This window comes from Agromyces sp. P1_H4, from assembly GCF_056405255.1.
In genome coordinates, this window is the sequence record NZ_JBFUCL010000158.1 from 1 (window position 1) to 8,211 (window position 8,211).

Below are 8,211 nucleotides of genomic sequence, written 5' to 3' on the forward strand. Positions count from 1 at the left end.
GGTCCGCCCAGATGACGGATGCCGCGCCCGGCCGCCGGGCGCGGCATCCGTCGAAGCGACGATCAGATCGTGGCGCGGATCTGCCCGACCCGGCGCTCGCCGCCCATGACCCACAGGTCGAGCTCGGTCTGCACGTCGTCGACCGCGGCGTCGTCGACGGCACCGGCGGCCGCGAGCAGCCGCAGGGCGATGATCGTCGAGGCCCGCGACGAGCCGTCGAGCACCTTCAGGGCCGTGGTCGTGCCGTTCGGCGCGGTCATGACCATGACACCCTCGGCGCCCACCTTGGCGAACACCCCGAGACGTTCCATCGCCACCGTGTCGGGCTGGCCGGGCCCGCCGACCGCCCACGGGTGGTCGCGCGCGGCCTCGGTCAGCGCGGCCGCCTCCCGGTAGAGGGCGAACGGCGACGAGGTGGCGGCCGTCGTGATCTTCTGGATGCCACGCGCCAGCGCGACCAGGGTGATGGCGTGCACGGGCGCGCCGCAGCCGTCGACCGCGGTCGCCGCGGGTCGCTCACCGGTGAACCGCTCGAGCACGTCGAGGATGCGCTTCTGCAGCGGATGCTCGGGGTCGAGGTAGCCGTCGAGCGGCCACTCGTTCGCCACGCAGGCGAGCAGCATCGCGGCATGCTTGCCGGAGCAGTTCATGTAGACGCGATCGCGCGGCGCGCCGCTTCGGATGAGCTCGTCGCGTGCGACCTGGTCGCTCGGCGCCGCGGGCGGGCAGCCCAGCGCGGAGGTGGGCAGCGAGGCGCGACCGAGGAGGCCGCGCACGAGGGCGACATGTGCGGCGGTGCCGGAGTGGCTCGCCGTCGCGATCGCCGCGTCCTCGCCGCGGAGGGACACCCCCGACGTCATGACGGCGACCGCCTGGAACGGCTTCAGGCACGACCTGGGGAAGACGGGGGTGCGGGTGTCTCCGAGGGAGCGGAGGACCTCGCCCTCGGGGGAGAGCACGACGGCGGAGCCGGCGTGCCTGGACTCGATGAAACCACTGCGCTCGATCACGGCGAGTTCGACGGCGTCGCTGACGGAGAAGGTACCGGTCACCGGGTCATCCGAGCGCCGCGAATGCGTCGTCGAGCACGCGGAGCCCGTCGTCGATCAGGTCATCGCTCACGGCGAGGCTCGGCAGGAACCGGAGCACGTTGCCGAAGGTGCCCGCGCTGAGGAACAGCACGCCGTGCTGCGCCGCATACGCGATGAGCGCGGAGACCGCCTCGGGATTCGGCAGCTTGGTCGTCTGCCCGGTGCCCGGTTGCACGAGCTCGATGGCGATCATCGCGCCCAGGCCGCGGATCTCGCCGATCACGTCGTAGCGCTGCGCGAGCCGCTCGAGTCCGGCCTTCAGGCGCGCGCCGATGCGCTCGGCCTCGGCGAGCAGGTGGTTGGCCTCGATGGACTCGAACACGGCGATGGCGGCGGCGCAGGCGACCGGGTTGCCGCCGAAGGTGCCGCCGAGGCCGCCCGGCTGGGACGCGTCCATGATCTCGGCGCGGCCGGTGACGGCGGCGAGCGGCAGGCCGCCCGCGATGCCCTTCGCGGAGAGCACCAGGTCGGGCTCCCACCCGAAGTGCTCGCTGGCGTAGTACCGGCCGGTGCGGGCCATGCCGCTCTGGATCTCGTCGGCGATCATGACGACGCCGTGCTCGGTGCACCAGGCCTGCAGCCTGGGCAGGAAGCCCTCGGCCGGGACCATGAAGCCGCCCTCGCCCTGGATGGGCTCCACGACGAGGCAGGCGAGGTCGGTGGCGCCGACGACCTTCTCGAGGTAGGTGATGGTGCGAGCCGCGGCATCCGCACCCGACAGGCCGTCGCGGTAGGGGTAGGAGCTGGGCGCGTGGTACACGTCGCCGGCGAGCGGGCCGTACCCCGTCGCGTAGGGGTGCGCCTTGTAGTTCATGGCCATGGTGAGGTTGGTGCGGCCGTGGTAGGCGTGGTCGAGCACCGCCACGGCGCGGCGGCCGGTGAACTTGCGGGCGATCTTCACGCCGTTCTCGACGGCCTCGGCGCCCGAGTTCACGAGCACCGACTTCTTCTCCCAGTTGCCGGGGGTGTGCTCGGCGAGGAGCTCGGCCACGCGCACGTACTCCTCGTAGGGGGTGATCGTGAAGAGCGTGTGCACCACGTCCTGCAGCTGGTCGGCTGCGGCCTGCACCACGCGCTGCTCGGTGTGGCCGACGGTGGTCACGCCGATGCCGGCGCCGAAGTCGACGAACTGGTTGCCGTCGACGTCGACGAGGATCCCGCCGTTCGCGCGGTCGATGTACACGGGCAGCGCGGACGACACGCCGGCCGACACGACCTTCGCGCGTCGGGCGTGCAGCTCCTGCGATCTCGGGCCCGGGATGGCGGTCACGACGCGGCGCTCCTGCACCACGGAGTACACCGGGGCGGACGCGGTCTCAGCGGGGATCTGGGTGTCAGTCATGATGCTCCAACCCTATCGTCGCGGCCGCCTCGGGCCGCAGCCGTCGGACGGCCTCCGACCCGTCGGATGGTGCCAGAATCGAAGGACGCGCGCCCGGCCCGGATGCCGCGGAATGCGCGCGCGACAGGAGGAACGGCATGCTCGGCGAACACCACTACGCGGTGGAGGTGGAGTGGCAGGGGGATCGGGGCGAGGGCACCTCCGGGTACCGCGCCTACGGACGCCAGCACGTCGTGCGCGCGACCGGCAAGCTGCACGACCTCGCGGGGTCGAGCGATCGGGTCTTCCACGGCGATCGCGAGCGGTGGAACCCCGAGGAGCTCCTGCTCGCCGCCCTCAGCCAGTGCCACATGCTCTCGTACCTGCACGTCGCGACGCGTCACGGCGTGGTGGTGCGCGAGTACACGGATGCCGCGACGGGAACCATGATCGAGGACGGCCGTGGTGGCGGCGCGTTCAGCGAGGCCACGCTGCATCCGCGGGTCGTGGTGGCGGATGCCTCGATGCTGGCCCTCGCCGACGAGATCCACGCCGAGGCGGCCGACCTGTGCTTCATCGCGGCATCCGTCGCCTTCCCGGTGCATCACCGGTCGACGGCGGTCGTCGCGGACTGAGGTCAGCCCGCCGCGGCAGGCACCACCGGTTCGACGGCCGGGCAGGGGTGGCCGCCGACGAGGCGCGAGCACGGGGGGAAGAACGGCGGCAGCCGCTCGGCCTCTGGATCGCCGAACCAGCGGTGCCAGATGCGCCAGAAGTTCAGGTTGCCGAACGCCGAGCACCCGTCGCCCGTGTCGGGGTCGGCGAGCGTCGCGTCGCTCGGCTGGTACGGCGTGTAGTTGTAGAGGTTCGCGGTGGCCTGGTTGCGGATCTCGACGGGTGCGGCGCCGCACTCCGCGTTCGGGTGGAAGCCCACGTCGACGGTGCCGATGCGGTACTGCCGGTCGGGTTCCTCCGTGTACTGCCGGAACTGCCAGGCCGCGTTGTAGACCTGGTTGAAGAAACCGAAGTACTTCGTGTCGCAGTCGGCCGTGTCGGGGCATCCGTAGCCCGTCGCCCGCTCGTAGCCGCTCACGCTCGGCCGCGTCAGCAGGGACTGCTCCTTCTGCAGGAGCACCAGCAGGGTGCGGGGGCTGATGCCGCAGGCCTCGGCGACCTTCGCGACGATGCGGCTGGCGCGTTCACGGATGCCGCCGCGGTACTCCGCGCAGTGCAGGCCGCCCACGGCGGGCTGCGTCGTCGTCGTCTGGGTGAAGTCCGCGAGGCAGCGAACGCCCTCGTCGGGCCGGCACGGCACGGACTCGAGGAAGTCCTGGATCTGCTGCTCGTCCATCGCGGTGCTGTCGTAGAACGACTCGTCGCTGACGATGAGGCCCGGGTCGAACTCGGTCGCGGGCGGCTCGGGCAGGGTCGAACGCGTCGAGGCCGGCTCGGATGGCGGTGCCTCCCCGGCAGCGGACGTGCACGCTGCGAACGCGGCCACGACGAGAGCCGCCGCGGCACAGCGGGCGGCGACCTCGGCGATGCTCATCGTGTCGACGATACCGGGCGGATCGAGGCGTCGGCTGGGAGCCGCTTCAGATGCGCTCTCGCGGCACGACGCGGTCGGCGATCTTGGCGAACGTACCCGACGGCGGCGTCTCGTTGTAGCGACCGGCGAGCTCCTGCCCGCTGAGCTCGTGGATGGCCGCCATGATCTCGTCGGTCGCGGCCCGGCGGGCGCGCCCTGAGGACGCGGGCCCGTGGCCGCTGAGGTCGAGCGGTGCGCCGAAGCGCACCGTCACGGGCCGGATGCGGGGGAGCTTCGCGCCGACGGGCTGGATCTCCTGGGTGCCGATGAGGCCGACCGGGACGACGGTGGCTCCCGTCTCGAGGGCGAGCCACGCGACGCCGGTGCGGCCGCGGTAGAGCCGGCCGTCGAGCGAGCGGGTCCCCTCGGGGTAGAGCGCGAACGCGGCGCCCGACTCGAGGATGCGGCGGCTCTGGTCGAGGGCCTCCTGCGCCTGCGCGCCGGCGCCGCGTTCGACGGCCACGGCGCCGATCGCGGAGAAGAACGTGCGCGACACCCATCCCGAGAAGCCGGTGCCGGTGAAGTAGTGGGACTTCGCGAGGAACTGCACCGGGCGGGGCGACGCCAGGGGGATCACGATGCTGTCGACGAAGGAGAGGTGATTGCTCGCGAAGATGACCGCGCCGCGCTTGGGCACGTGTTCGGTCCCGGTGATCGTGGGGCGGTACACGAGGCGCACGAGCGGACGGAGGAAGCCGCGGACGATCGGGTAGAGCGGGCCCTGGCGCACGGTCGCTGCGGGTACGGCGTCGGCCTCGATCTCGCTCACCGTACGACCTTAGGCCGTCGGGCATGCCGGGGCCGGTATATGGGCGCGCCCGATTCGGCGCCCCAGGACCTCACGACGGAGCCCGGATGCGCGAGGATAAGGGCATGGACCTTCCCGCGGACGGCGAGCTCATCGAGCTCGAGGCCGCCGGCGCGCGCGTGTTCGTCCTCGGCGGCGGTCGTCGGCTGCCCGCTGCCGACGCCGTCCTGCGCGGGCTCATCGCCGACGCGTCGGGCGTGCCGGCCGACGACGTCGAACTCGAGCACGCCTGCGGCGTCTGCGGAGCGAGGCACGGTCGCGTCAGCGTGCCCTATCCGCTCACTCCGTCGGGCGCGTCGTGGTACGCCGACGTGGCGGTGTCGGGTGATGCGATCGTCGCGGCAGCGGCCACGCGGCATCCGCTCGGCGTGGGCATGGAGGTGGCCACGCTCGACGCGGGCTCGGTGATCGACGAGGCGGCGTTCCACTCGACTGAGCGCGCCGCGCTCGACGAGCTCGATCCCGCTCGTCGGGCGCTCGTGCGTGCGACGCTCTGGGCGCGCAAGACCGCGTTGCTCCGCGCGGTCGGCCACACCGACTTCATCGAGCCGTCCAGGCTCGCCCTGTCGATCCCCGGCGACGACGGCGGCACCGGCAGCATCGTGCGGAGCGTCCCCGAGTTCGGCTCGGGGTGGCGCAAGGTGCGCTTCCACGACGTGCCGGTGCCCGGCAACCGCGCCGCGTCGGTGGCCGTCATCGCCTGAGCGGCCCGTCATCGCCTGAGCAGTACGATCGACGGTCCGACCGGCCCCTATCCCGGTCGTCGCCCTACAGTGGGAACGTGCGCAGCGTCATCATCCTCGGCTCATCCGGTTCGATCGGCACCCAGGCGCTCGACGTCATCCGGGCGAACCCGCGACGGTTCGAGGTCGTGGGCCTCGCGGTCGGGTCGAACCGGGCGCTGCTCGAGCAGCAGGCGGCGGACTTCGGCGTCGAGCACACGGCGGTCGGGATCGACGAGGCCGTGCAGCTCGTGCGCGACGTGGACGCCGACGTCGTGCTGAACGGCATCACCGGATCGGTCGGCCTGGCGCCGACCCTCGCCGTGCTCGAGCGCGGCACGACACTGGCGCTCGCGAACAAGGAGTCCCTGATCGTCGGCGGCGACCTCGTTACGCGCATCGCCGCGCCGGGCCAGATCGTGCCCGTCGACTCCGAGCACTCCGCCATCGCCCAGGCGCTGCGATCGGGCACCGACGACGAGGTGCGCCGGCTGGTGCTGACGGCGTCGGGCGGTCCCTTCCGCGGACGGACTCGCGCCGAGCTGGCCGACGTCACGCCGGCCCAGGCGCTCGCCCACCCCACGTGGGACATGGGGCTCGTCGTGACCACCAACTCRGCGACCCTCGTGAACAAGGGCCTCGAGGTCATCGAGGCGCACCTGCTCTTCGACGTCGAGTACGACCGCATCGACGTGGTCGTGCACCCCCAGTCGATCGTGCACTCCATGGTCGAGTTCATCGACGGCTCGACGATCGCGCAGGCCTCGCCGCCCGACATGCGCCTGCCGATCTCACTCGGCCTCGACTGGCCCGATCGCGTCGGCGGCGTCGGTCGCCCGCTCGACTGGACGACCGCGACGAGCTGGACGTTCGAGCCGCTCGACGCCACGGCGTTCCCCGCCGTCGCCCTCGCCAAGCAGGTGGGCCGCGCGGGGGGCGAGTACCCGGCCGTCTTCAACGCCGCGAACGAGGAGGCGGTCGCCGCCTTCCACGCCGGCCGCATCGGCTTCCTCGACATCGTCGACACGGTCCGCGACGTGGTCGACGCGCACGAGGCGTCCTCCGACCGGCTCACGGTCGAGTCCCTCGCCGAGGCCGAACGCGCGGCGCGCCGCGCGGCGCAGGCGCACATCGCCCGAGTGGCCCGCTGAGGCGGATGCCGCGGGCTCGCGGCATCCGCTTCTCACAGCCGAACGACAGCGGGCACCAAGCCGGCGGCAGTACGCTCGGGGCGTGGATTCCGTGCTTCCCTTCATCCTGGGCGTCGTCATCATCGTCGTCGGCCTCGCCCTGTCGATCGGGCTGCACGAGATCGGGCACCTCGTGCCTGCCAAGCTCTTCGGCGTCAAGGTGACCCAGTACATGATCGGGTTCGGGCCGACGATCTGGTCGCGGCGTCGTGGTGAGACCGAGTACGGCGTCAAGGCCATCCCGCTCGGCGGCTACATCGCGATGATCGGCATGTTCCCGCCGGGCAAGGGCGAACGGGTGCAGGAGGACTCGACGGGCTTCTTCCGCGGCCTCGTGCAGGACGCCCGCGACTCGAGCATGGAGTCGATCACGGCCGGCGATGAGGATCGCGCCTTCTACCGGCTGCCCGTCTGGAAGCGCATCATCATCATGTTCGGCGGGCCGTTCATGAACCTGGTGCTCGCGGTGCTGCTCTTCGGAGTGCTGCTCATGGGCTTCGGCGTCGCGCAGGCCTCGACCACCGTCGGCTCGGTCTCGGCGTGCGCGCTGCCCGCGACGAGCGAACGGCAGACCTGCGAGTCCGGCGATCCGGCGGCGCCCGGTGCGGCTGCGGGCATCGCGCCGGGCGACCGCATCGTCTCGGTCGCGGGCCAGCCGATCGACACGTGGAACGAGTCGACCGCGATCATCCGCGACCACCCGAACGAGCAGATCGACATCGTCGTCGTCCGCGACGGCGAGGAGGTCACCCTCGCGGTCACCCCGATGCTGAGCGAGCGGTACCAGACCGACGCCGACGGGGTGGTGGTGACGGATGCCGCGGGCGAGCCGGTCACGGTGCAGGCRGGCTTCGTGGGCATCAGCCCCGCGACCGAGACCGTGCAGCAGCCCGCCACGGCCGTGCTGCCCGCCGTCGGCGAGAACGTCGCCGGCGTCGCCGGCATCATCGTGAACCTGCCGCAGCGCATCATCGACGTCGCCAACGCGGCGTTCGGTCCGGGGGAGCGCGACCCGAACGGACCGATCTCGGTCGTCGGCGTCGGGCGCGTCGCGGGCGAGATCGCGAGCCTCGACGAGATCCCGCTCGCGTCGAAGGCGGCCGGGCTCGTCGGCATCCTCGCGTCGCTGAACATCGCGCTGTTCGTCTTCAACATGATCCCGCTGCTGCCGCTCGACGGCGGCCACATCGCGGGGGCGCTCTGGGAGGCCATCCGTCGCGGGTTCGCGAAGCTGTTCCGGCGCCCCGACCCCGGGCCCGTCGACCTCGCGAAGCTCATGCCGCTCACGCTCGGCGTCGTGGTGGTCTTCGGTGCGATGAGCGCGCTGCTCATCTATGCGGACATCGTCAAGCCGGTGCAACTGCTCTGACCGTGCGGCACCTGCGGTACTCCTCGTGGAGTAGGCGATGAGCCTCCGACCGGCCGATCCGCAGCGGCGGCCCCGGAGATACGATCGGGGCATGCCCGCCACCCAGTCGGACGGTCGGCCCC

The 8,211-nt window shown here is 72.0% G+C and carries 8 protein-coding genes; 4 read left to right on the forward strand and 4 right to left on the reverse strand.

Annotation, left to right across the window (positions count from 1 at the left end; translation table 11 throughout):
- Positions 1-62: 62 nt before the first annotated feature.
- On the reverse strand, positions 63-1,052 hold the full coding sequence (locus AC1DY2_RS10925) for an asparaginase (RefSeq protein ID WP_476762452.1): 990 nt from the start codon (positions 1,050-1,052) through the stop codon (positions 63-65).
- 4 nt (positions 1,053-1,056) lie between these two features.
- The gene (gene gabT, locus AC1DY2_RS10930) at positions 1,057-2,433 is read right to left on the reverse strand and encodes a 4-aminobutyrate--2-oxoglutarate transaminase (RefSeq protein ID WP_476762453.1); all 1,377 of its coding nucleotides are present in this window, start codon (positions 2,431-2,433) and stop codon (positions 1,057-1,059) included.
- A gap of 137 nt (positions 2,434-2,570) precedes the next feature.
- Here gabT and AC1DY2_RS10935 point away from each other — a divergent pair, with 137 nt between their 5' ends.
- Entirely contained in the window at positions 2,571-3,047 is a 477-nt protein-coding gene (locus tag AC1DY2_RS10935; RefSeq protein ID WP_476762454.1) for an OsmC family protein, read from the forward strand.
- Between the two features lie 2 nt (positions 3,048-3,049).
- Here the strand turns inward: AC1DY2_RS10935 and AC1DY2_RS10940 are convergent, their stop codons facing one another.
- Complete coding sequence (locus tag AC1DY2_RS10940; RefSeq protein WP_476762455.1) at positions 3,050-3,961, reverse strand: hypothetical protein; 912 nt, start codon at positions 3,959-3,961, stop codon at positions 3,050-3,052.
- A gap of 46 nt (positions 3,962-4,007) precedes the next feature.
- Positions 4,008-4,769: a lysophospholipid acyltransferase family protein gene (locus AC1DY2_RS10945; RefSeq protein WP_476762456.1), complete on the reverse strand. Its 762-nt coding sequence runs from the start codon at positions 4,767-4,769 to the stop codon at positions 4,008-4,010.
- Positions 4,770-4,873: 104 nt separating this feature from the next.
- Between AC1DY2_RS10945 and AC1DY2_RS10950 the strand changes: the two genes are divergently transcribed.
- From AC1DY2_RS10950 to AC1DY2_RS10960, 3 genes are all read left to right on the forward strand, one after another.
- Positions 4,874-5,512, forward strand: a complete 639-nt coding sequence (locus AC1DY2_RS10950) for a 4'-phosphopantetheinyl transferase family protein (protein ID WP_309972934.1) — start codon at positions 4,874-4,876, stop codon at positions 5,510-5,512.
- Positions 5,513-5,589: 77 nt separating this feature from the next.
- Positions 5,590-6,681, forward strand: coding sequence for a 1-deoxy-D-xylulose-5-phosphate reductoisomerase (gene dxr / locus AC1DY2_RS10955; RefSeq protein WP_476762457.1), 1,092 nt, complete (start codon positions 5,590-5,592; stop codon positions 6,679-6,681).
- Between the two features lie 82 nt (positions 6,682-6,763).
- Positions 6,764-8,089: a M50 family metallopeptidase gene (locus AC1DY2_RS10960; RefSeq protein WP_476762458.1), complete on the forward strand. Its 1,326-nt coding sequence runs from the start codon at positions 6,764-6,766 to the stop codon at positions 8,087-8,089.
- The last annotated feature ends 122 nt before the right edge of the window (positions 8,090-8,211 follow it).